The organism is Ruminococcus sp. 5_1_39BFAA (genome assembly GCF_964240875.1).
Lineage (GTDB): Bacteria > Bacillota > Clostridia > Lachnospirales > Lachnospiraceae > Blautia_A.
The window spans coordinates 78,485-99,849 of sequence record NZ_CAXSVO010000015.1 but is presented as its reverse complement, the minus strand read 5'-3'; the positions used below and the strand labels follow the sequence as shown (position 1 = coordinate 99,849).

At 44.1% G+C, this 21,365-nt stretch carries 21 protein-coding genes and 1 pseudogene; 19 read left to right on the top strand and 3 right to left on the bottom strand.

The features are described from left to right. From ACESZH_RS15435 to ACESZH_RS15405, 7 genes are all read left to right on the top strand, one after another. On the top strand, positions 1-222 hold a 222-nt coding region (locus ACESZH_RS15435), incomplete at its 5' end, for a hypothetical protein (RefSeq protein WP_373219932.1). A 90-nt stretch (positions 223-312) separates the two neighbouring features. Next, on the top strand, positions 313-1,431 hold the full coding sequence (locus ACESZH_RS15430; protein ID WP_373217588.1) for an ATP/GTP-binding protein: 1,119 nt from the start codon (positions 313-315) through the stop codon (positions 1,429-1,431). A gap of 1 nt (position 1,432) precedes the next feature. Beyond that, on the top strand, positions 1,433-2,191 hold the full coding sequence (locus tag ACESZH_RS15425) for a DUF3226 domain-containing protein (RefSeq protein ID WP_373217587.1): 759 nt from the start codon (positions 1,433-1,435) through the stop codon (positions 2,189-2,191). Between the two features lie 206 nt (positions 2,192-2,397). After that, entirely contained in the window at positions 2,398-2,913 is a 516-nt protein-coding gene (locus tag ACESZH_RS15420; protein ID WP_373217585.1) for an RNA polymerase sigma factor, read from the top strand. Next, the gene (locus tag ACESZH_RS15415) at positions 2,910-4,133 is read left to right on the top strand and encodes a DUF4179 domain-containing protein (protein ID WP_373217583.1); all 1,224 of its coding nucleotides are present in this window, start codon (positions 2,910-2,912) and stop codon (positions 4,131-4,133) included. Before ACESZH_RS15420 ends, ACESZH_RS15415 begins: the two co-directional genes overlap by 4 nt. Positions 4,134-4,237: 104 nt before the next feature. After that, the gene (locus ACESZH_RS15410; protein WP_373217581.1) at positions 4,238-4,840 is read left to right on the top strand and encodes a TlpA family protein disulfide reductase; all 603 of its coding nucleotides are present in this window, start codon (positions 4,238-4,240) and stop codon (positions 4,838-4,840) included. 139 nt (positions 4,841-4,979) lie between these two features. Further along, the gene (locus ACESZH_RS15405) at positions 4,980-5,849 is read left to right on the top strand and encodes a DegV family protein (protein ID WP_373217579.1); all 870 of its coding nucleotides are present in this window, start codon (positions 4,980-4,982) and stop codon (positions 5,847-5,849) included. Between the two features lie 26 nt (positions 5,850-5,875). On the opposite strand, the gene ACESZH_RS15400 is transcribed toward ACESZH_RS15405, so the two are convergent. Next, the gene (locus ACESZH_RS15400; protein ID WP_373217577.1) at positions 5,876-6,721 is read right to left on the bottom strand and encodes a polysaccharide deacetylase family protein; all 846 of its coding nucleotides are present in this window, start codon (positions 6,719-6,721) and stop codon (positions 5,876-5,878) included. Between the two features lie 759 nt (positions 6,722-7,480). Between ACESZH_RS15400 and ACESZH_RS15395 the strand changes: the two genes are divergently transcribed. From ACESZH_RS15395 to ACESZH_RS15380, 4 genes and pseudogenes are all read left to right on the top strand, one after another. Next, positions 7,481-8,548 carry a M24 family metallopeptidase gene (locus ACESZH_RS15395; RefSeq protein ID WP_373217575.1) on the top strand — a complete coding sequence of 356 codons (1,068 nt, stop codon included), beginning with the start codon at positions 7,481-7,483 and terminating at the stop codon, positions 8,546-8,548. A gap of 78 nt (positions 8,549-8,626) precedes the next feature. Next, positions 8,627-9,031, top strand: coding sequence for an ACT domain-containing protein (locus ACESZH_RS15390; protein ID WP_373217574.1), 405 nt, complete (start codon positions 8,627-8,629; stop codon positions 9,029-9,031). Between the two features lie 110 nt (positions 9,032-9,141). Then, entirely contained in the window at positions 9,142-10,482 is a 1,341-nt protein-coding gene (gene eno / locus ACESZH_RS15385; RefSeq protein WP_373217573.1) for a phosphopyruvate hydratase, read from the top strand. Between the two features lie 287 nt (positions 10,483-10,769). Further along, positions 10,770-10,946 (top strand): annotated as a pseudogene (locus ACESZH_RS15380) (nitroreductase); the annotation flags it as partial. Positions 10,947-10,973: 27 nt separating this feature from the next. Here the strand turns inward: ACESZH_RS15380 and ACESZH_RS15375 are convergent. Together ACESZH_RS15375 and ACESZH_RS15370 are read right to left on the bottom strand one after the other, a co-directional pair. Further along, positions 10,974-12,272: a sensor histidine kinase gene (locus ACESZH_RS15375; RefSeq protein ID WP_373217572.1), complete on the bottom strand. Its 1,299-nt coding sequence runs from the start codon at positions 12,270-12,272 to the stop codon at positions 10,974-10,976. Positions 12,273-12,284: 12 nt separating this feature from the next. Next, complete coding sequence (locus ACESZH_RS15370) at positions 12,285-12,986, bottom strand: LytR/AlgR family response regulator transcription factor (RefSeq protein WP_373217571.1); 702 nt, start codon at positions 12,984-12,986, stop codon at positions 12,285-12,287. Between the two features lie 242 nt (positions 12,987-13,228). Between ACESZH_RS15370 and ACESZH_RS15365 the strand changes: the two genes are divergently transcribed. From ACESZH_RS15365 to ACESZH_RS15330, 8 genes are all read left to right on the top strand, one after another. Beyond that, complete coding sequence (locus ACESZH_RS15365; protein ID WP_373217570.1) at positions 13,229-13,933, top strand: lantibiotic protection ABC transporter ATP-binding protein; 705 nt, start codon at positions 13,229-13,231, stop codon at positions 13,931-13,933. Next, entirely contained in the window at positions 13,930-14,694 is a 765-nt protein-coding gene (locus tag ACESZH_RS15360; RefSeq protein WP_373217569.1) for a lantibiotic immunity ABC transporter MutE/EpiE family permease subunit, read from the top strand. Before ACESZH_RS15365 ends, ACESZH_RS15360 begins: the two co-directional genes overlap by 4 nt. Beyond that, positions 14,695-15,453 (top strand): lantibiotic immunity ABC transporter MutG family permease subunit, encoded by a 759-nt coding sequence (locus tag ACESZH_RS15355; protein WP_373217568.1) that lies wholly within the window; start codon positions 14,695-14,697, stop codon positions 15,451-15,453. After that, positions 15,446-16,105 (top strand): response regulator transcription factor, encoded by a 660-nt coding sequence (locus ACESZH_RS15350; RefSeq protein WP_373217566.1) that lies wholly within the window; start codon positions 15,446-15,448, stop codon positions 16,103-16,105. The genes ACESZH_RS15355 and ACESZH_RS15350 overlap by 8 nt, the downstream gene beginning before the upstream one ends. Next, complete coding sequence (locus ACESZH_RS15345; protein WP_373217565.1) at positions 16,096-17,511, top strand: sensor histidine kinase; 1,416 nt, start codon at positions 16,096-16,098, stop codon at positions 17,509-17,511. The genes ACESZH_RS15350 and ACESZH_RS15345 overlap by 10 nt, the downstream gene beginning before the upstream one ends. A gap of 223 nt (positions 17,512-17,734) precedes the next feature. Continuing rightward, positions 17,735-19,339, top strand: a complete 1,605-nt coding sequence (locus ACESZH_RS15340) for a peptide ABC transporter substrate-binding protein (protein WP_373217564.1) — start codon at positions 17,735-17,737, stop codon at positions 19,337-19,339. A gap of 154 nt (positions 19,340-19,493) precedes the next feature. Then, entirely contained in the window at positions 19,494-20,432 is a 939-nt protein-coding gene (locus ACESZH_RS15335; RefSeq protein ID WP_373217562.1) for an ABC transporter permease, read from the top strand. 2 nt (positions 20,433-20,434) lie between these two features. Beyond that, positions 20,435-21,358 (top strand): ABC transporter permease, encoded by a 924-nt coding sequence (locus ACESZH_RS15330; RefSeq protein ID WP_373217561.1) that lies wholly within the window; start codon positions 20,435-20,437, stop codon positions 21,356-21,358. Positions 21,359-21,365: the final 7 nt, after the last annotated feature.

Sequence of the window (21,365 nt, the reverse complement as noted above, 5' to 3'; positions counted from 1 at the left end):
AGGGGTCTCCAAAACCTTTGGTGGGAGTTCGATTCTCTCATCCCCTGCTCTGCGATGACGCTGGAAGCCTTGATTTTGCTGGGTTTCCGGCGTTTTTTATTTTGGGGAAAAATGAAACGTAGTCAAAGACCTAGTCAAACAGGAATGATTCCTATTTTTAACCTTAAAAAGAGATTGTCTCTTCGATTTGCTTTTTCTTTGTTTCGATTGTTTTGTTGCTGAAATAATAGAATTTCTTTGTACATGAAATTGATGTACAAATAAAAAAAGTTGGGTTATACTATAATGAAATAGAAAAGGAAGGGATGTGAAATGATGTCACATTTTATAAAAACAATTAAGATAAATTCTTTTCGTGGTATACGTTCTTTACAATTGGATGACATACAGCAGATAAATATATTGACTGGTGATAATAATAGTGGAAAGACTAGTGTTTTAGAGATTTTAGAAAATTTTGGGAAATCAGATGACGTATGGGCTTGGGAATCTCTGCTTAGAATAGAGAACAGGACACCGGTGCCGTGGGGATCTTCCGTTTATGATGGATTTTATAATCTGTTTGATATTGATTCGGATAATAAAATAGTTGAATATAGTATTTCTACGCTGAATGAAACAGTAACAGTTGCATTAAAGGCAAAAATTGTGGAAGAGGAGTTAACAGAAGCAGAGTACAGTTATGTAACTGGTGTATCATATAATTATTCCGGAGAAGAGAAGGAAGTAGATAATTCCATTTTGTATCCGGTGACAAAAATGGAATTAGAAACAAGTATAAATGGGACAGTATGCGACACGATAGAAGTATATGAGGGACAAAGGAGATATAGGATAGGTAGGGCAAATAGAAAAATAAGCGAACCTAAAATCATATATGTCTCTCCGACAAGGCATGCGGAAGGTAATTTGTATTTAAGCGAGATATTAAATAACCCAGAGTTGTACGAAGAACTGCTTGCTGTGTTAAAAGAATACGATGAGGACATTATTAGCATTAATTATGATAATGATGATAACATAACGAGTGGTAGAGGTGTTTATAAAATTTTGTCCAGAACTCATAAAAGAGCTTTGCCTCTTAATGTATATGGAGATGGAATGAAGAAAGCTGTTCTGTTAATGAGTGCTGTTATTAAAGCACAGAACGGGGTGCTGCTATTAGATGAATTTGAAACAGCAATTCATACGTCAGCTATGGATAGAACATTTAAATGGATTTTGGAAACATGTAGGAAGCTGAATGTTCAGGTGTTTATGACATCCCATAGTAAAGAAGCGATTGATAAAGTCTTAAAATGTTCGCCGAGCTCTTTAAAGAACATGGTTGTTTTTACGCTTTATAAAGATGATATTGGATCTTCGGTCAGGAGATTGTCTGGTGAGAAAGCAATTGAAGCGCAAGATGATATGGGATTGGAGTTGAGATAAGATGAGAAGTATAATTCTATGTGAGGGCTCCACAGACTATGTTCTGATTCAATATTTTTTGAGAAAAGCACATAATTGGGAGGATTTTAAAGAAAACACGGGATTAAGAAAACGCCTTGGCATGGCAAGGATTTTGAAGCATTCTCAATGTGGAGATGAGGTAACGATTGCAGGATGCCGAGGATCTAGTAATCTTGTTCCGGGATTTGATTTTATTCTGGAAAGCAATAGCTTAGCAGGCATGGAGAGCGAAATATATCAAAATATTGTTATAGTGACAGATAGAGATGAGGTCGGAACCGAAAAAGAGTTTATTAACGAAATACAAGGTGTATTGGCTAGTAGAAAGGTATCTGTGGAATCTATGATTGCTAATGATGCATGGATTTTATGTAGGCATCGGAATGCGCATGGAAGAGAGATACAGTTTCGGATACTTTTATTGATAATTCCATTTGAAGAAACAGGAGCATTGGAGACATTTTTGCTAAAGTCTATAGCAAACAATGATACATATGATGAGAAACTGATAAATCAGTGTAATGCATTTGTTGATACGGTAGATGCTGAAAAGCGATATTTAAATAGGCGCAGATATATTACAAAGGCAAAATTTGATGTATATTTTTCAATTAGAACTCCGGCAGGACAATTTGTGGAACGTCAGAATGTTTTGAAAGATGTAGAGTGGGAAAAATATACAGATATACAGGAATGTTTTAAAAAATTAGAAGGTTTAAGGGGAAATCAGACTTTTTGAAACCTTTTTGTGAGGGGCTGGCTGCTGGAAGCCAGCCCCTTCTATATAGAGAACGTTAGGAATTTTTTCCAATTTCCAGCATTTTTATGTAGAAATTTATTTGTTGAAACATTTTCCTGCTTTTTCATGTCTAATAATTAGAAGTGCATAAATCGTATACGAAATACAGCCTACTATAGAGTAAAACAAGGAAAGGACCTCGAATTATGGAAAATCTGATAAAAAAAGCCAGGCGCGGCGATGCGGACGCATTCGTGGAGCTGATGGAATCTCAGATGAAGAACATGTACAAGGCAGCCTATTCATTTTTGTCAAATGAGGACGATGTGGCGGATGCCATTTCAGACACTATACTGACTTGCTGGGAAAAACTGGGGCAGTTACGGGAAGATCGGTATTTCCGCACATGGATGACCAGAATCCTGATCAATCACTGTAAGGACATTTACAGGAAAAAGCAGGAATTAGTGTTTTATCAGGAGCCACCTCAGGTTCCCTGCCAGGAAACAGAATATGAGAACCTGGAATGGAAGGAAGCACTCCAGACCCTGGAGACAAGGTACAGAACAGTTATGATCCTTTACTATGTGGAAGGGTTTAAGACAGCAGAAATCTCCAAAATACTGGAGATACCGGAGGCTACGGTGAGAACCAGGCTGGCACGGGCAAGAGAAAGGCTGGCAGTTGAATATAATCCGATGAAAAGGAGGAAAACAGTATGAGAGAAAACAAAAAAAACATTTTGGAACAACTGAACAGCGATGTGGTAATTCCTGAAAAAGTAAGAGTAAAGGCAGATATGGCATTTGAATCTATCCGCAAAGAAGCGGAACTGACAAAGAACTCGCAGACGGAACGCATCCCCCGTCAGGAAAACAGTAAGACAACGGTTGGGGGCAGGAAAAAAATGACCAGGAAGCGTATCTGGATTCTTTCAGCCGCGGCTATTTTAGCAGTAGGCTGTGTCAGTGTAGGAGCGGCAATATATATGAACTGGAGCAAATCCTTATCGGAAGGTCTGCGCGCCACAGAGGAGCAAAAGAAAACACTGGAGGACAGCGGCATGGTAAATATGGTCGGGCAGACTGTGACAGACCAGGGCATCTCCGTCACCCTGGAGCAGACCATGGTGGACAATTATTTCGCTTATCTGGTATTCAAGGTGAACGGCTACACAGTACCAGACAGGACACAGCCGGATTTTGAACATTTCCAGGTGCTTGTGGACGGCAAAGATGGATGGGATAACGGGGAAGATGAGTTTGGCATTTCGGCAGCCTTCTACAGCGGAGTGGTGACGGGACCGGACTTAAAGCCGCAGAAGGCAGACGGAAGCCCTTTGGATACCGATGAAAACGGAGATTTGATCTATGAGTATTACACCCAGGAGGACGGTAGTATGGAATTTTGGATTATCCTGGATGGACATGGAAACAAGGGAGGATTTTTGAACAAACCAGTGCATGTAGAGTTAGAAAACCTTGGAACCGTGGATAAAGCCGCATATATTCCCGGGTTGGAAGGAAAATGGGCTTTTGACTGCATCCTTAACGGCTCGGAAGACATGCGGGTTATTGATCTGGAAGCGCCCATCGGCGATACCAGCATGACTGTGACCCATGTGGAATTGTCGCCTATTTCTGCATACATTGAATACAGGGTTCCTGACAGCCAGGAAAAAGAAAAGCTGCAGGATACTTATCCTGGCCTAAAATTGAAAGACGGTACATGTTACCCCTATATCTGGGATGAGCCGGGAATAAAGGGAAGATTATCATCAGATAGTGATACTTATGTGACAAACTTTTCCTTTGACAGAATTATTGATGTGGATCAGGTAGAAGGTTTGATGTTCTTAAAAAAGAACTCGGATGGTCCTATTGAAAACATGACGGACGATGATTATTATCTGGCTTCCTTGGATGGGGACTCCGAAGAATAATTTGCCGTGAGACTTCATCTTTGCAAATATAGAGAAATGGCTTATAATATAGAATACTTAACCGGATAACGGTTCACTGCAAAGAATGGAGGATCTTATATACAATGAGAAATAAAACGGCAATCCTATTGACTTGTATGCTGTCTGTCCTGTGTCTGGCAGGATGTACAGGTACATCCGATAAAAAAGAAAAGCAGGCGGAAAAAACAGAGGGTACTTCTGAAGCACAGGAAAAGAATACTGCGGCAGGACAGGGCAAGGCGCTTCCTATACCGATTTATTTTAAAGGAACAGATATGGAAGGCAATGAGGTCAGTTCGGACATTTTTGAAGAATCAAAGCTGACAATGATTAATGTCTGGGCAACCTACTGCAGCCCATGTTTGAATGAAATGCCGGAGCTTGGAGAACTGTCAGACGAATATGATGCCGGGGATTTTCAGATCATAGGCGTGATAAGCGATGTACAGGAAGGGGCAGAGCAGGAAACACTTGATTTTGCGGCAGAACTGATAGAGAAAACGGAGGCAGATTATCCCCATCTTCTGCTGAATGAGTCCTTATATAATGCCATTCTGGATGATGTGACAGCAGTTCCTACTACCTTGTTTATTAACAAAAACGGGACCATTTTGGAAACCATTGTAGGCGCCAGGGACAAAGAGCAGTGGGAAGAGATTATTGATGAGCTTCTGGAAGAACTGTAAAGAAGAACGCTGAATTTTATATTTTAAAATAATTTGATAGAAAAATAATTTAAAAATTATACCATCAAAGGAAAAGTCATGATATAATAGGGCTGCATTTTAAATATAACCAAGGTTAATATAATCAAGGAGAATTATAATGAGCGATTACGTTATTATGACTGATGCAGCCGCAGACTTACCAGCCGAGCTTCTGGGACAGGAACGTGTGGAAATAATTTCTATGAAATTTGAGCTGAACGGAGGAGAACTGGAGCATAAAAATTGTTCCGCGTGGGACAGTAAGGCTTTTTATGATAAGCTTCGCCAGGGCGGATCCGGCAGCACTTCACAGATTCCTCCGGTGGTTTATACAGAGCATTTTGAACCGAAATTAAAGGAGGGGAAGGATATTCTTTATATATCTCTGTCCGGTGGACTTACTTCCACCTGGCAAAGCTCCCGCCTGGCAGCTATAGATCTGATGGAAGAATATCCGGACAGAACAATTTCCTGCGTGGATTCCCATGCAGCAACAGGCGGCCAGGGGCTCCTTGTTCTGTATGCAATCGAGAATCAGAAAAAGGGTATGACCCTGGAAGAAAACACTGCCTGGCTGGAAGAAAACAGAAACAACATCTGCCATTGGTTTACTGTGGATGACCTGGATTTCCTGAAACGCGGCGGGCGTATTTCCCCTACCATTGCATGGATTGGGGGAAAGCTTAAGATCAAGCCTGTTCTCAGGATTGCTGAAGACGGAACCCTTGCCATTATGGAAAAGGTTCGCGGGGCAAAGGCTGCTATGAATTGTATTACCGGAAAATACATAAGCTCTGGTTTTAATCCGGAATATCCTTACGTAATGCTGTGTCATGGAGATGCTGAGGAGCAGGCGAATAAGGCAAAGGAAGAAATCCTTGCAGCCGTTCCGCAGGCAAAGGTTATTATGGCACCTATGAGTCCGATTATTGGTATTCATACAGGACCTGGTGTCCAGTCTGTTATTTATTTTGGATCCAACCGTTAGTACTACACATGCTTGGGCTTACCGGACTATGCTCCGGTAAGCTCCGACAGTGTGCCAAAGGAGTAGCCCATTTCTTCCCATTTGGTCAGAAGTTCATCGAGAATCTGAGCATTGGTGGAGGAGGTGCTGTGCAAAAGGACGATAGCGCCGGGATGAATCCGTTTTAAAAGCTTTTCGAAGGCTTCTTCTTTGGATGGCTGTTTATCCTGATACCAGTCCACATAAGCAAGACTCCAGAAAAAGGTTTTATAGCCAAGCTCCTTTGCCATGGATAGATTGGCAGTGCTGTAAATTCCCTGGGGCGGGCGGTAAAACTTTGTCATGGGTTCGCCCATTACTTCCTGATAAAGGGTTTCCACCCCTTCCAGTTCCTTTTTGAAGCTGTCCATAGTGGAAATTTTGGACATATTGGGGTGCGTAAGTGTATGGTTTCCGATCGTATGGCCTTCTGTGACCATTTGTTTTAAAAGGTCAGCATTGTCGGAGATGAAGTTTCCTACCACAAAAAAGGTGGCCTTTACTCCGTGCTTTTTCAGAGCTTCCAGAATGGCTGGCATATTTCCGTTTTCGTAGCCGCAGTCAAAAGTGAGGTAGAGGATTTTATCCTGGGTATCCTGGGCATAGAATGCATCATACTGACTTAGCTCTTCTACGGTGGCATTGCCGATGGGACGTTTTCCTTCTTCCTGAAAACTTAATCCCCAACTGGAGCTTTCGGAGGAAGTGGCGACAGCTTCCTGCTGTTGTAAAAATGCTGTGACCTTTCCGGTTGCGGCTCCGATGAGAAAAGCACCTGCCAAAATCAGCGGAATTCTGGCATAGGCTATGTATTTTGAAAAAACAGGCGAGAGAGAAGGCTTAGAAAATTTCATAGAAACCTCAAAGAACGTTTTGTTTCAATATATGGAAGAAGAGTATAAGATATGCAAAAAAAGAGCCATCAGCTTCAACGATTAGCTGGTGGCTCTAATACTGTTCATTGTCCAAGGGAATTTACCTTCCTTTCATTAGATTATGCGCTTAAAAAACTAACTATTTCATTGGTCCGTACCGTCCTCTTGTAATTTGGCTTGGGTTAAAATTTTACTTTCCCATTGGTCCTTACCATCCTTTAAAAAATTTGGTTTGAAATGAAAACTTAACGTCCCATTGGTCTGTACCTCATTTTTTATTTTATAAAGCTTATAAAACAGAAATGAAATTATTTAAAAGTTTAAGTTCTTGGGGGTCCGTACCTCCATTTCTCAGATTATGAAACAATTACTTGTTTAAAAAATTATGCTTCTGGTGGATTGTACCTCTCTTTCTTAAATTATGAGAAATCACTTATGTTTTCGGTGGTCTCACTCCTTTGTTTTGATTTTTTTTAATTTCCTTTTGTTTTATGTGTTTACTATAACAGAATACTTTTGATTTGTCAAGTAAAAAATAGAAAATATTTATTTTTGTTTTAAATAAATTATTTATAAAAATAAAAGAAAGATAAAATCTGAAAATTTAATATAATTGGTTAAAAAGGACAAATTTAAGGTGGGGACAGGCTTACGGGGTTGTGGTTTGAACGAATTGTGATATAATGAGCGTTAGTTAGAAAATTATATGGAAGAATGGACAGAAGAGAGGAAATTGATATGTTAGAGAAAATTTTGGATGAGAAGAATTTGGATGCGTTGGTGATCACAGATGCCTATAATATGCGTCATGTAAGCGGTTTTCGCGGAGGCGAGGGGGCGCTTTATATTTCCAGAAATCAGAAGGTGCTGATCACGGATTCCCGTTATACCGAACAGGCTGCAAAAGAGAGCAGCTTTACCATCGTGGAAGAGCACCGCGAACACAAGAGAGAGCAGATCCTGAAGGAGTGTATGGAAAAAGAGGGAAAAACAGGTGCTTTCCATATGGGCTATGAGGATGAATCACTGCTGTGCAACCAGTTTGATAAAATGAGGGAAGCTCTTCCGGTGGAGGTTTGGACTCCTTTAAAGGACAGCATCAACGCACTTCGTATGATAAAGACGGAGGAAGAACTGAAGTGTCTGGCGCGTGCTGAAGAGATAGGAGATAAGGCGTTTGCAAAGCTTTTACCGCTGTTAAAGCCGGGCATGACGGAGCTGGAGGCGGCTGCAGAGCTGGAATACCTGATGAAAAAAGAGGGAGCCGAGGATCTGGGATTTAATACGATCGTTGCCTCCGGTCTGAATTCCTCCATGCCTCACGCCATTCCCAGTGAGAAAAAGTTTGAGGTGGGAGACTTTATCACCTTTGATTTTGGATGCAAGTACAAGGGCTACTGCTCAGATATGACCAGGACGGTTGTATTGGGAAAAGCAAGCGAAAAGCAAAAAGAGATCTACGGCACCGTTCTGAAAGCACAGCTTGCGGCTCTCTCCGCATTGAAAGCGGGAGTGACCGGAGCAAGTGTGGATAAGGTCGCCAGAGATATTATCACAGAGGCGGGCTACGGAAACTGCTTCGGTCATGGTCTGGGACACAGTGTGGGATTGTTTATCCATGAGGAACCGCGTCTGTCACCGACTGATAATACCGTGTTAAAGGCCGGAATGATCGAGACTGTGGAACCGGGCATTTACGTTCCCGGATTTGGCGGAGTGCGGATCGAGGATATGGTGATCGTGACAGAGGATGGCCACATCAATCTGGCACACAGCCCTAAAGAATTAATTGAGATACCGGTATGATTTTTTGTGCGGGGTGAAGGTTGACAGGTGTCTTTTTCTTTAGTACAATAAAGTGGAAAAGACAGGAGGAGAATTATTATGTTAAAGCAGCTATCAATTTTTGCAGAAAATAAAAAAGGTGTGATGCACAAGGTTACGGATATTCTTCAGAGAGAAGATATTAATATATTAGGATCGGTTACCAACGACAGTGCAGAATACGGAATCATCCGTATGGTAGTATCAGATTCTGAGAAAGCAGTAGAGGCGCTGACAGAGGGCGGATTTATCTGTAAGCTGACAGATGTTCTGGGTATTGAAGTAAAGGATGAGGTTGGAAACCTGAATCATCTTCTGGAGGATTTCCTGGACAGCAATATCAACATTGATTATCTGTATCTGTCCTTTAACCGAGATACCGGACGGCCGATTATGGTGCTTCATGTGGAGGACATCATGGAGGTTGAAGCCTGCTTAAAGAGTAAAGGATATATTTCACTCTAAAAAATAGCTGAGGTATATTGCAATGTCTGTTCTGACTGCAATATACCTTTTTGTATAAAAGCGGAACCAACGGGAAAAACTACCTTCATAAATCTTTAGGAGGTAAGAAAATGTTACGGTATCTGCCTATTCGTAAGGTTCACGCAAGACAAGTTCTGGATTCCAGAGGCAATCCTACGGTTGAAGTGGAAGTGACCGTTGGAGAAGGCGTCATTGGAATGAATGGATATACAGGAAGAGCGATGGTACCATCCGGCGCATCAACCGGAAAGTTTGAAGCTGTTGAGCTGCGGGATGGAGATAAGGGAAATTATGTGGGCTTAAGTGTCCAGAAAGCGGTTGACAATGTCAACAGCCGGATCGCAGAGGCGATTTTGGGAGAAAACGCGCTGGATCAGACGTATATCGACCATCTTCTTATTGAGACGGATGGCACGGATAACAAAAGCAGCCTGGGTGCAAATGCGACTCTGGGTGTTTCCATGGCAGTGGCGAGAGCGGCAGCGCTGGCTCTCAGAGTCCCGCTTTATCAGTATATCGGAGGCTGCCATACCTGCCGTATGCCAGTACCTATGATGAACATCCTGAATGGAGGAAAACACGCAGATAATACGGTGGATCTGCAGGAATTTATGATCATGCCTCTCGGTGCTGCCTGCTTTGGCGAGGCAATCCGTATGTGTGCAGAGATCTATCAGTTTTTGAAAATTATTCTGAAGGAAAAGGAACTGTCCACGGGAGTGGGAGATGAAGGCGGCTTTGCTCCTGATCTGGCAGAGTCAAGAGATGTGCTGGAGCTGATCGTGGAGGCTGTAAAGCGGGCTGGTTATGAGCCGGGAAAGGACATCGGCATTGCCATTGATGCGGCGGCAAGCGAGCTGTATGATGAGGAAAAGGGTGCATACTATTTTCCGGGAGAAAGCAAAATGAAGGGAAAAGAGGTACTGCGCGACTGCTGCGAGATGGTGGATTATTATGAGAAGCTGATCGATGAATTTCCCATTGTGTCCATTGAGGACGGCCTGCAGGAGGATGACTGGGAGGGCTGGAAGGTCATGACAGAAAGACTTGGCGGCAGAACCCAGCTTGTAGGAGATGATCTGTTTGTAACCAATATCAAACGTCTGGGCTGCGGAATCAAGCTGCAGGTGGCAAATGCCATTCTGGTAAAGGTGAACCAGATCGGAACCCTGTCAGAAGCCCTGGAGGCGGTTGAGATGGCTCACCGGGCGGGATATAAGGCTGTAATTTCTCATCGTTCCGGAGAAACGGAGGATGCCTTTATTGCAGACCTGGCCGTGGCGACAGGGGCAGGGCAGATCAAAACCGGAGCACCTTGCCGTTCTGACCGCAATGCGAAATACAACCAGCTTCTCAGGATCCATGAGTATCTGGGCAAACAGTCTATTTACGAAAATCCATTTGCAAGAGATACCAATACAGCGGAGTAAATAATAGCTGGGCCATAGAGCAAAGCTATTGCCACGGTGCGATTTTAAAAGCAAATTGCAGCGATTCCCGTAATACGACAGCAGTTATCGGAAGGGTGGCTGCTGTTTTTGGGTATAAAAACCGGCGGAGACATTCAATGATATTGTTTTGTTCGTCTATTGTGCTCTGTTGCTCAATGATTATATCTCTTTGTTCATCAATCGTATCCTTTTGGAAAGTATCTTCCGAAAAAGTGCATTCTTGCGGATGTGGTTCTTTGTGCTACAATGGATTCATGGCTGGTGGTCAAAGTGAAGAAGGTCTTTCAAAGATTGGAAAGGCAGCCGGAATTTACGGTGCGCCGCTGGCGATCATCGCTTGTGCTGACCACAACAAGGCGTGGGTACGCCCCTTTGATAAAAAGCAGACCTGTGACATCGATGCCTCCATTTTGACCGACCATATGATGCTGCAGGCCACAGATTGTTTGAACCATCATCTGCCGCCGGTGTTATGCCGGCGGCAGAGCTGTCCGGATCATCATGGTGATACAAAAGGTATCCGTATCGTAGGAGATATCAATTGTTCCATCATATTTATCTACAAGATTCTTTACAGTTTTCAATCCAATACCATGAGCTGAGGCGTCTTTTTTATCTGTGAGAAAGGCACCTTTCTCATTTTGGATGACATTGACCTTGGAATTTACAATCTCGCAGCTGAAGTATCCGTTTTTGCACCGCGCTTTCACGGAAATAAAGCGCCTGGAAGTTTCCGGGATCTTCCGGCAGGCTTCAATTGCATTGTCCAGTGTATTTCCAAGGATGGAGCAGAGATCCATATCCTCAATAGCGGGAGATTCTGCCAGATCGATCTGAAAATCGCACGGTATATGGGACTCGGAGGCCAACTGTTCCTTACTGTTTAATACAGCGTTGACAATACTGTTGGGACAGTAGATGCGCAGGTGTGTGACGAATTCCTGGTTCAGATCCTGAAGGTAATCCTCGGCCTTCGTGTATTCTTTGTTACTCAAAAAGGTATGGATGATATTCAGATGATTCTTCATATCGTGTCGGAGTCTCCGGACTGTCTGCTGGTTCTGGTCTAATTCCCGGTAGTAGGACTGTTGGTATTGGTAAGTCTGAAGCTCCATATCTGCTTTTACATTTCTTGCCATATAAGTACAGAGGTAGCAGCATCCAAGAGTTGTTACAATGCAGGCAATACAGGTGGGGTAAGCCGTATAAGAGGATTCCGGGGAGGTATTATAAATTACAGTGATGATTCCTATAAAAGAAGTCATGGCAATTAAATCCAGTACCAGCCACATGCGGCGGGTAAGGAACTGTACCGTATACGGAATCCAAGTGCGTACACAATAGTAGATTGCATACCAGATTGGGATTCGCAGGAACATGGTAGCAGTATGCAAAGCTGTTTCTGCAACAGGAGACATACTTTTATGGAACAGGTGACACCATATCAGCAAGCCTGCGTCCTGGGTAATGTAATTGATAGCGATATCCACTGGAAATATCAGGATAGCGGTTGATACCTTCAAATACCATTCATCATTATAGCACAGAACTAATATCAGCATAAATGGGAAAAAGAAGCCAACGATCCCTGTAAGCTCCGATGGATACACAACAATATTGGAGGTACCAAAAAGCAGGCAGACGATCAGGAAGCTCACGAAGGGATGCGTCCATCTTGCTGTCAGGAAGGTTCCGATATTAAGAAAAATCAGGTATCCAAAGGCCATGCTGATCATCAGATTTGCAAAAAATTCAATAAGATCTAACATAGTGAGGTTCTCCTAATGCAGCATGTATTTTGCAAAAGCAATGGAAAGATCTGTTTTGCAGGAACGGCTGATAGGAAGCGCTTCTCCGTCTACAATGGCTGTGTTTCCATCAATCTGATCCAAATATTTCAGATGGATCAGATAACGGTTATGTATGCGGACGAATGCCTCCGAAAGCCTGGCTTCCAGATCGCTTAGCTTGTCATAAAAATCGTAGGTTACACTGTCTGTAACGACATGGATCATCCTTCGGTCACTGGTAAAGTATTTGATGGAATCAAGCGGAACCCGGATGGTGCCGTTTCGCTGTTCGATGATATAGTATTTTTCAGAGGTCAGTTCCAGTTCCTCCAGTGCAGTGTGGAGAACAGACCGGATTTTTTCCGGTTCATAAGGCTTTACAATATAATTCAAAGCGCGTACCTCATAACCCTGGAATACAAAATCCGGATAGGAGGTTACGAAGATGATCAAAGCCGTGTTTTTCTGTTCCCGAAGTTTTTTTGCAGTACAGATGCCGTCCAGTTCTTTCATTTCAATATCCAGAAAGATAATTTGTAAATCTGTTTCTTTAATTCCGTTCAATAGTTCTTCACCAGAGGAGAATTCTGTAATATGATATTCTATTCCGGACAGGTCTAATTCTGTGCGGATAATTTTTTTTAAGTCATTCCGGTAGATTTTTTCATCATCACAAATTGCAAGCTGCAGCATGGTGTATCAAGCCTTTCTGTTTAAAATGGTGCTGAACAGTAATCGGCACCTTCCGCTGTTTTCTTACCCTTATGTAGAGGAGGCCCCGATTGGTGAAGCAGGGCTTTGGATTATCGCCAGGCATCAGATCGAACAGCTTATGATTATGGATCAATAGCATAAAAATATTTTTTTCCTTATAAATTTCTTAGAATTGTATTTTATCCTCTTCTTATGAAAACGAAATTCAAGGAGGAAGATAAATGAATCAGAATCTTATAGAAATCAAAAATCTGTCAAAAGAGTTCAAAGGACAGCCGGTATTAAAAAATATCACCATGGCAATTCCAAAAAACTGTGTGTACGGTCTGCTGGGACCAAACGGGGCGGGGAAATCCACCTTGATGAAAACCATGACAGGACTTCTGCGTCCCACATCGGGAGAAATTTATTTTCAGGGGCATCCATGGTCGAGAAAGGATCTGGCCCATATCGGTGCGCTGATCGAAACACCGCCCATTTATGAAAATCTGACTGCCCGGGAAAATCTGAGGGTCCGTGCGCTGCTCCTTGGGGTATCGGAGGGGCGGATCGAAGAGGTGCTGAGGCTGACCGATATTGCGGATACGGGGAAGAAAAAAGCCGGGGCATTTTCGCTGGGCATGAAGCAGAGGCTTGGAATCGCCCTTGCACTTTTGGGAAATCCGAAGCTGCTGATCCTGGATGAACCCATCAATGGTCTGGATCCCCTGGGAATACAGGAGCTGCGCCATTTGATCCGAAGCTTTCCAAAACAGGGCATTACGGTGATGATTTCCAGCCATATTTTAAGTGAAATCCAGCAGACTGCAGATCATATCGGCATTATTTCCGGCGGAAGGCTTGGCTTTGAAGGGGAAATTGATGAAAAGGAAGATCTGGAGGAACTGTTTATGGAAATTGCAGCGAAAGGAAGGGTGGAGAGATGAAGCGATATTTTCGGGCTGAAAAATTGAAATACAGACATACATTTTTGAAAGGGATCGTTGTGCTGATGCCTCTGATTTCCGTATTTTTTTCTGCAATGCTGACACACGCATATTTTGCTGTAGACAGCTATAACTGGTGGTATATGATATTATATCCGGGGATGCTTGGAATCGTATGCGGGATGATTGGGGGAAAAGATAAAAGGAAAAAGAACTTTACCATATGGTCACTGCCCTGCAGCATGGAAAAAATATGGGATGCAAAGGTGCTGCTGGGAGCGGCCCTGTCCGGGATTGCCGTTGGCATTACGATCATTCTTACGATTATAATGGGACAGTTTATGGAAAGCGCACTTCATATGAAGTTTATCATTCAGCCATCCTTAAAAATGCAGTTGACAGCCGGACTTCTTATGTGGCTCACAACGCTATGGCAGATTCCATTTTGTCTGCTGCTGTCACAAAAAATGGGTACGTTTGTTATGCTTCTGATCCATATGGGAAGCTACGCAATCATTTCCGCCGCCATTTCTCTGAAGCCCTGGTTTGCAGCATTGCCGGGAGCCATCACCTCCAGGCTGATGTGTCCGGTGCTGGGAATCCTGCCAAATGGACTTCCGGCAGTGGAGGGGCAGATGACGTATTCGCCGGAGTTGATGGAACTGCAGAATCTGATGATCGGACTTCCGGCAGCAATTCTCTGGTTCCTGATCTTGTGGCTGGTAAGCAGGAAATGGTTTGAAAGGCAGGTGACTGTTTAAATGAAGGGACTGTTTCATCTCATGAGGGCAGAGCATTTGAAAATGCGGCATACCTTTCAGTACGGCCTGCATATAGGAGCGCCTGTACTGGGAAGCCTGATATTTGTGCTCTATTACAGTATGTCCGGATGGAATGAGGTTGCGCAGATATCCGGCTTTGTGGAAGTGATCGGCATTGCGCTTCCTTTTGCGGTGAGTCTTGTGTGTGCAGGAAATGTGGGGTTGGAGGAAGGAAACCATTTCCAGACATTTTTAGGAAGCTCTGTCCGTAAATGGAATGCTTTCCTGGCAAAATGGCTGGTGCTTCTGGGACTTTGCTTTATTACGGTATTGGCGGCAATTTTTCTCTTTGGAGCCGGATTCCACTGGGGGCTTGGAAAGGCAGGGCTTTCTTTTGCAGATTACGCAATCTTAGCCGTGACTCTTTGTGTGGGAAGTGCACCGCTGTATCTGGAGCATTTGTTTTTAAATCTCAGGTTTACAAAGTCTGTTTCCTTAAGCGTGGGAGTGGCGCAGTTTTTATTGGCCGCCCTGTTTCTCACCGGACTGGGAGACGGAAGGTGGCAGTTTTTCCCCTGCGCATGGAGTTCAAGAGGCGTGCTGCTAATTTTGAGTTATCTTACAAGAAAGGATATGGCGGAGATTCTGGCTGCTGAAGTGAGAAGTTCACTGTTTCTCTGCCTGTTGCTATTAGCTGTGATCTATGCCATAATCAGGGCGTGGTTTCATTTTTATGAAGGAAGGCAGTGCAATGATTAGGATTTTGGCAATTGATGATGACAGAGGGATCCTGGAATTGATCCGCAGGGCGCTGGAGCGGGAGGGCTATGGGGTTACGCTTTTGGACGATCCGCTTGAAATCGATTATGAGAAGCTGAACCAGTACCAGTTGATTCTTTTGGATGTAATGATGCCTGGCATGGACGGATTCCGTCTGTGCCAGGAGATCCGGGACAGGGTAGACTGTCCCATTCTGTTTGTGACCGCAAAGACAGAAGAAAAGGATTTGATGAAGGGACTTGGGATCGGCGGAGACGATTACATCACCAAGCCCTTTGGGATCGGAGAACTGCGGGCAAGAGTAGGAGCACATCTGAGAAGGGAAAGCAGGGAGAAAAAGAACCGGGTAACCATTGGAAAAGTAGAATTTTCTATGCTGGAAAAAAAGCTGTACTGTCAGGGGACGGAAATGGTCCTTACAAAAAGCGAATACGCCATCTGTGAGTATCTGGCCTTGAACCGGGGGCAGGTGTTTTCAAAAGAGAGGATCCTGGAGCATGTATTCGGATTTGACGGTGAGAGCAATAGTTCAGCCATCACGGAGCATATCAAGAATATCCGTGCAAAATTCCAGCAGTTTGGCATAAATCCTGTTGAGACAGTATGGGGGATTGGATACCGATGGAAATAAAGAGAAGAGAAAAAACACTGGCAGGTCTGTTTTCTAAATATATTACACTGTTTATCCTCAGTACGGTACTTATGGCAGGGGGAGTTTTTTTGCTCCTTTTGGGATTGACGGACTGGGGAGTGGTGCTGCCCGCAAACTATGCGGAGCTGATGATCACGGAAAATACGGACAAAATCCGCAAAGCAGAAGGAGATTTGGAACAGTGGATTCCGGAAGGCTGCTCATATGGACTTTATAACCAGGCGGGCGAATGGCTGGAGGGCAGTTTTGACGGGCAGGACCGCAGGGCTGCCTGGGAAAATCTGTTAAAGTACAATATTTATAGCGGAAATGGCAGCTACTATCGTTTTATTGATCTGGACGACGGAAATATCTGTATTGTGAAATACAAGCTGCTGATGCGGTATGCAAACAGCAAAGCAAATGACCTTCTTCCTGCTCCGGAGCTTTTAATGCCGATTCTGGATGTCCTGTTGTTTCTGGGGAATATTGTTTTATTTTCCAGGCTTTTTGCAAATAAATTGAAGGCAGAGCTACGGGAGTTAAGCGGAATCACGGAAAAGATAGCTGCAAACGATCTGGAATTCGAGACTGGGACTTCGGATATTAAAGAGATAAGCGAGGTTATGGTATCACTTGGGCAGATGAAGGATGCGCTTCAGGATTCTTTAAAAACGCAGTGGGATATGGAAGAACAGAAACAGGAGCAGTTGGCTGCGCTGGCACATGATATCAAGACGCCTCTTACCGTCATCCGGGGAAATGCAGAGCTTCTGGAGGAAGGGGAACTGTTAGAAGAAAACCGGGAATGTGCGGCATACATTCTTACAAATGTGAAGGAAATCGGGCTGTATCTGGAAACTATGAGACAAGTGCTTCTAGGCACAGAAGAGACGGCGGATAAGAGGATTATGAATTGTACAGAACTGGGCGGAATGTTCCGGGAAACCGCAAAGCAGATATCTGCGGCAGAGAAAATCCCGGTTTGTTTTGAGATCAGTGTGCCGGAGGGAGAAATCTTCTGCAATGAGAACACGATGATGCGGGCATGGAGCAATATAGTCAGCAATGGGGCTGAGCGCACAGACCGCCGGAAGGGACTGGAAATTCGGATTACGCAGGAAAGCAGGGAGGGGCAGGCGTATTTCAAAGCAGCAGTCCGTGACTATGGAGCAGGCTTTTCCCATAAGGATCTGCAATATGCGGACCGGGAGTTTTACAGCGGCGATGAAAGCCGCCATGACAGACAGCGCCAGGGTCTTGGGCTTGCCATTGCAAAAAGGTTTGTGGAAGAGCAGGGCGGTTTTCTGGAATACGGGAACAGCAATGGGGCTGGCGCGGAGGTGGCATTGTGGATGCTCATAAAACAAGGACCGCAGATGGTCAATCTGGCTATTGAAAAATAATTTCAAATAATAAAAAAGAAGTCAAAATGCGATAAAATAATACGAAAAGCTTGACGTTTTTTAGGCACAATGTTATAATAACACCAACAAAGGACGGTGTTTCATTTGTAAAGGGGCAAATGGTAATATAAATTCTGACAGTTTATAATTACATAGTCCTTTTATCAATGAAACGCCGTCCTTATTTAATGAAAAACAAAACAGAAAGGAAGGCAAACACATCATGAAAATGAAAAAAATCGCAACTATCATCATGGCAGCCGTAATGGCTATGGCACCTGCAGTGAACAGTTTTGCCGCAGGATTTACAGGAGGAGATAACGTTTTAAGCGTATCCACCAACTTCGAAGTGAAGACGCTGGTTCCCTGGGCAGCATCCGAAGAGAATGCTTTTCTCGTATTAAACCAGGCAGAAGAAGGTCTGTTCCGTATGGATGCAGACAACAAACCGCAGCCTGCACTCTGCGAGTCCTATGAAGTCAGCGATGACAAACTGACTTATACTTTCCATTTAAGAGAAGGTATCCAGTGGAATAACGGCACCCCGGTTACTGCTTCCGACTTTGTTTTTGCATGGCTGAAACAGATGAGTGCTGATGCAACCAACGGTTACAGCTTTATTATGAACGACTATATCGTAAACGGATACGAGTACAACGAAGGCAGTGTAGAGGCTGATGAGGTAGGTGTAAAAGCAGTGGACGACAGCACCCTGGAGGTCCAGCTTACAAACCCGACTCCATATTTCCTGAACCTGACTACTATGGTTATGTTCTTCCCCGTAAACGAAGAATTCTATAACGAAGTAAGCGATCAGTTTACACTTACTCCGGACAAGATGCTTTACTGCGGACCATATGTGATCACAGAATATGATCCGGCTGTAGGCGTTACCTTTGCAGCGAATGATAACTACTGGGACAAAGATTCCGTACAGATCGCAGACGCAAAAGTGCGTGTTATGAAGGACTCCACAGCAGCCCTCAGCGCATATCAGGCAGGCGAGCTTTCTCAGGTAGAGCTGGACTCCGTAAACGTTCTTGCTAATCAGGACAGCCCGGAATTCTCCCGTCAGACTGACTTCAGAACTACATATATCCAGTTCAATCTGACTGACCCGGTTATGTCAAATGTAAATATCCGTAAAGCAATCTCCCTGGCGATCGATCGTCAGACCCTGACCGACAAGGTTCTGGCAGACGGCTCTGCTCCTGGATTCGGCCTTGTTGCTGATGGCATGAGCGGTGATGCAGAAAAGACCTTCCGTGAGCTGAACGGCGATGTTTCTCCATTCGATGCAGAAAAAGCAAAAGAATACTATGACAAAGGTGTAGAAGAGCTTGGAAGCGCTCCTTCCGAAGTAACTCTTCTGGTAGCAGATGATTCTGTTTCCAAATCCGTAGCGACCTTTATCCAGAGTGAACTGGATAAGAACCTTGGCCTGACAATGGTGATCGATACCAAGACTGTTCAGGGACGTGGAGAGCTTATGGATGCCAATAACTATCAGTTTGGTCTTACCGCATGGGGCGCTGACTATGATGACGCTATGACCTATCTGGATCTGTGGACCAACGGAACACCATACAGAGGAAACTATACAGATGATACCTATAACAGCCTGATTTCCGACGCAAAATCCCAGACAGATGACGCAACACGTCTGACTGATATGCTGGAAGCAGAAAAGAAGCTGGTTGATGAGGATGCAGTCGTATCTCCTATCTACCACAGAGGTTCCGCTACCCTGACTAAATCAAACGTGAAGAACCTGATTTCTCATCCGATCGGAGTACCAATGGAATTCAAATACGCTTATTTTGAATAAGCTTTAAATAGGATTGAATTGCATTCAGGATAGAACAGATTGAATAAATAAGAAGTGCTGCCATACGAGGTATTCCAACCGTGAATTCTTGGAATAGGCCCGGTGGCAGCTCTTTTTTAAGATTATTCATGAAAAATGAAAAAGGAATGATAGTATGGTAAAATATACGATTAAACGTCTTTTATACATACTGCTTACTCTGTGGATTGTTATAACCTGTACGTTTTTCCTGATGAAAAAGCTTCCCGGGACGCCTTTTGACCCGGAGCATTTCAGCATCATGAGCCCGCAGCAGCAGGAACGTGTCCTGGAAATGTATGGACTAAATGATCCGGAACCGGTTCAGTATGTAAAGTACCTGAAAAATATCCTTCATGGTGATTTTGGTACATCCTACACTTATGTAAATCAGAAAGTAACTGATGTTATAGGGGGAAGACTGGGACCTTCTGCTCTGATCGGTATCCAGGCAGTCCTGATCGGACTTGCTATAGGTCTGGTATTGGGAATCCTTGCGGCATGGAAGCACAACAGCGCTATTGACTATGTGACCATGATCATTGCCGTACTGGGTGTATCTGTGCCGAACTTCGTGGCTGCGGCGCTTCTGCAGTATTATATTGGCTTGAAATGGGGGATCTTGCCTGTTGGATTCTGGACAAGCTGGGCTTGTTCCGTACTGCCTTCCATTGCGCTGTCCTTCAGCCCTATCGCACAGGTGGCAAGGTTCACACGTACGGAAATGCTGGATGTGCTTGACCAGGATTATATCGTAACGGCAAGAGCAAAGGGTATCAGTCAGTTTAAGGTTCTGACACGACATGCCATCCGAAACTCCATCATCCCGGTTGTCACCATTCTGGGTCCGATCGTGGTAAACCTGATGACAGGCTCTCTGGCAGTAGAAAATATTTACAGTATTCCGGGTATCGGAAGTCTTTTCGTTGACTGTATCAAGGCAAACGACTATCCAACGATCATGGGTATCACTGTATTTTATGCAGCATTCTATATGCTGGTAGTATTGATCGTGGATCTGGCATATTCCCTGATCGACCCGAGGATCCGTCTGGCAAAAGAAAAGGAGGACTAGGCGTGGATAGTAAACAAATAAACGACTCTCTGTTTGAAAAAGCGCAGGTGTCCGCCTCCGAAAAAGAACATATTGCAGCGCCTGCTTCCGGTATGATCAAGGATGCGTGGCTTCGTCTTAAGAAAAACAAGGCGGCGGTTGCATCCCTGTTTATTCTGATCATTATTATTCTGCTGGCTATTTTTGCGCCGGTTTTCAGCAAATATTCCTTTAAGGATACAGACTATGACCTGGTATTTGCAACACCCACAAAGGACCATATTTTTGGAGCCGATCAGTTCGGTCGTGACCTTTGGGTGAGAACCTGGATGGGTACCAGGATTTCCCTGATGATCGCACTTGTGGCCGCTATCCTGGACCTTGTTGTCGGTGTGTTGTACGGCGCTGTTTCCGCTCTGATCGGCGGAAAGGTGGATGCTATCATGCAGCGTATTATTGAGATCCTGGTGGGTATCCCAAGCCTGATCATTGTAATCCTTTTCCTGATGGCATTCCCGGCAGGTGTGGGAACCATCATTGCAGCCCTGTCCATTACCGGATGGGTTAATATGGCGCGACTTGTGAGGGCGGAGATTCTGAAGCTGAAAAACCAGGAATTTGTCCTTGCCTCCCAGGTACTTGGAACCAGTAAAAAAGACATTATCTTTAAGGATTTGATTCCCAATACGGTTAGTGTTATTGTTATCAACGTTATGTTTACCATTCCCAGCGCAATCTTTACAGAAGCATTCCTGAGCTTCATCGGTATCGGCCTTGCAGAACCGCAGGCTTCTCTGGGTGTTTTGATCAATGGCGGCTATCAGGTCTTAAGAACCTTCCCCCATGTGCTGGTTTTCCCGGCGATCACGATCGTGCTGATTATGGTATGCTTTAGTATTCTGGGTGACGGTCTGCGAGACGCACTGGATCCTCAGATGAGAAAGTAGGTGGAAT

Excerpts from the sequence above, each read along its gene's own strand:
- ACESZH_RS15430 (WP_373217588.1), top strand. The coding sequence starts at position 313 with ATGATGTCACATTTTATAAAAACAATTAAGATAAATTCTTTTCGTGGT.
- ACESZH_RS15425 (WP_373217587.1), top strand. The coding sequence starts at position 1,433 with ATGAGAAGTATAATTCTATGTGAGGGCTCCACAGACTATGTTCTGATT.
- ACESZH_RS15420 (WP_373217585.1), top strand. The coding sequence starts at position 2,398 with ATGGAAAATCTGATAAAAAAAGCCAGGCGCGGCGATGCGGACGCATTC.
- ACESZH_RS15415 (WP_373217583.1), top strand. The coding sequence starts at position 2,910 with ATGAGAGAAAACAAAAAAAACATTTTGGAACAACTGAACAGCGATGTG.
- ACESZH_RS15410 (WP_373217581.1), top strand. The coding sequence starts at position 4,238 with ATGAGAAATAAAACGGCAATCCTATTGACTTGTATGCTGTCTGTCCTG.
- ACESZH_RS15405 (WP_373217579.1), top strand. The coding sequence starts at position 4,980 with ATGAGCGATTACGTTATTATGACTGATGCAGCCGCAGACTTACCAGCC.
- ACESZH_RS15400 (WP_373217577.1), bottom strand. The coding sequence starts at position 6,721 with ATGAAATTTTCTAAGCCTTCTCTCTCGCCTGTTTTTTCAAAATACATA.
- ACESZH_RS15395 (WP_373217575.1), top strand. The coding sequence starts at position 7,481 with ATGTTAGAGAAAATTTTGGATGAGAAGAATTTGGATGCGTTGGTGATC.
- ACESZH_RS15390 (WP_373217574.1), top strand. The coding sequence starts at position 8,627 with ATGTTAAAGCAGCTATCAATTTTTGCAGAAAATAAAAAAGGTGTGATG.
- eno (WP_373217573.1), top strand. The coding sequence starts at position 9,142 with ATGTTACGGTATCTGCCTATTCGTAAGGTTCACGCAAGACAAGTTCTG.
- ACESZH_RS15375 (WP_373217572.1), bottom strand. The coding sequence starts at position 12,272 with ATGTTAGATCTTATTGAATTTTTTGCAAATCTGATGATCAGCATGGCC.
- ACESZH_RS15370 (WP_373217571.1), bottom strand. The coding sequence starts at position 12,986 with ATGCTGCAGCTTGCAATTTGTGATGATGAAAAAATCTACCGGAATGAC.
- ACESZH_RS15365 (WP_373217570.1), top strand. The coding sequence starts at position 13,229 with ATGAATCAGAATCTTATAGAAATCAAAAATCTGTCAAAAGAGTTCAAA.
- ACESZH_RS15360 (WP_373217569.1), top strand. The coding sequence starts at position 13,930 with ATGAAGCGATATTTTCGGGCTGAAAAATTGAAATACAGACATACATTT.
- ACESZH_RS15355 (WP_373217568.1), top strand. The coding sequence starts at position 14,695 with ATGAAGGGACTGTTTCATCTCATGAGGGCAGAGCATTTGAAAATGCGG.
- ACESZH_RS15350 (WP_373217566.1), top strand. The coding sequence starts at position 15,446 with ATGATTAGGATTTTGGCAATTGATGATGACAGAGGGATCCTGGAATTG.
- ACESZH_RS15345 (WP_373217565.1), top strand. The coding sequence starts at position 16,096 with ATGGAAATAAAGAGAAGAGAAAAAACACTGGCAGGTCTGTTTTCTAAA.
- ACESZH_RS15340 (WP_373217564.1), top strand. The coding sequence starts at position 17,735 with ATGAAAATGAAAAAAATCGCAACTATCATCATGGCAGCCGTAATGGCT.
- ACESZH_RS15335 (WP_373217562.1), top strand. The coding sequence starts at position 19,494 with ATGGTAAAATATACGATTAAACGTCTTTTATACATACTGCTTACTCTG.